The organism is Acetobacter sp. DsW_063, assembly GCF_002153745.1.
Lineage (GTDB): Bacteria > Pseudomonadota > Alphaproteobacteria > Acetobacterales > Acetobacteraceae > Acetobacter.
The window spans coordinates 1-1427 of record NZ_JOPL01000148.1 but is presented as its reverse complement, the minus strand read 5'-3'; the positions used below and the strand labels follow the sequence as shown (position 1 = coordinate 1427).

Below are 1427 nucleotides of genomic sequence, written 5' to 3'. Positions count from 1 at the left end.
GTCATGCACGCCGCTGGACTGAGCCAGTGAGCCCACACCCGACAACGCCAGCCTCCCGCCGCTGATCGTCGTCGCGCCCGTGTAGGTGTTCACCGCCGTAAAAGTCGTTGAGCCTGTCCCGATTTGGTTCAAATTACCCGTGCCGTCGATCACCTGCCCGACAGTCAATGCGTCGCTGCGATCGATTGCGAGCGTGCCGTTGTCGTGAATTGCCGTGGTGGCCGCGATGTCGCCAGACGCACCCCCACCGCCAAGCTGTAACGTGCCGGCGCCGATCGTCGTCGCACCTGTGTAAGTCTGATCCTTCGTGATGATCAACGTCCCCAGATCGGTCTTATTCAGAGAGGTGCCGCCTGAAACACTGCTGTCATTAATGACGGTGTCTAGATCGGCAGTAATCGCAGCTCCCGACGTCGTGCCGTCGCCCACACGTATCGTCGTCGCGGAGCCCGTCGCATACAAATCGTCGCCAGTCACGATATAGACGCCACCGTCGTTGTTAGCGAATTGCATCCCGCTGAGTGTGACATTAGCCGCATTTCCGGCCGTGTCGGTGTCTTTGACTGTCACCGTTCCGGCGCTGCCTTCAAACACCGCGTATGCGCCACTGTCCCATGGCGCGTTGCGGCTGCCCGCCGAATTGGTCCAGTTGTTGTCGCCCTGCCCATTTATCGCCGTCCAGACGCCACTTCCTCCGTCAACCACGTCGTTGCCAGACGATCCATCCGAGCCGTGATTGCTTCCGGTATTGGATCCGTCCCAGAAATTCAAAGTGCCGTCATTGACGACAAGATTGACCTGATGATCAATCGAGGTTTGGAGATTCAAGGTGACGCCGGAAGCTGCGGCCACCGTGCCAAGCGTCTCGTCAGAAACACCAGACAGGGCGCCGCCGTAAGTATAAATTCGGTAAATACCGGCATCCAGAGCACCGCTCGCCGCATCAACTCCCGCCGTGTTCGCGCCGACGTTCAGTATGCCGCCAAGAGTCAAGTTTCCACCAACAGCCACCAAGTCATTGTACGATCCACCCGCCACATTGGCGACGCCTACGTCGAAGTTCTGTATCGAGCCCGTCGACAACGTCAGATTCTCGGCAATCGTCAGAGTGCCGATCCCATTGGAACCATCGCCAGCTGCGAGAGTGGCGCCGCTTTTGAGCGTCACGTCGCCCCCCAGCGTTCCGACACCACTCAGCGTGGCACCGGAGACGACAGTGGTCGTCCCCGTGGCCGCGCTCTGATCTCCGTCAACTTGCAAAACGCCCGCATTGACACTCGTTTCGCCTGTGTAGCTGTTGGCTCCACTCAGGATAAGGGTGCCGGCGCCTTGTTGAATTAGGTTGCCTGTTCCGTCGATAACCTGAGACAGCGTCAGCGTGTTGCTGTGGTTGACGTTGAGTGAGCCGTCATTGTGGATTGCGGAGC

At 59.0% G+C, this 1427-nt stretch carries 1 protein-coding gene; it reads right to left on the bottom strand.

Features of this window, described 5'->3' with window-relative positions; genetic code table 11:
* Positions 1-1427: autotransporter-associated beta strand repeat-containing protein (locus tag HK28_RS13410; protein ID WP_198945903.1), on the bottom strand; the 1427-nt coding region annotated here is incomplete at both ends.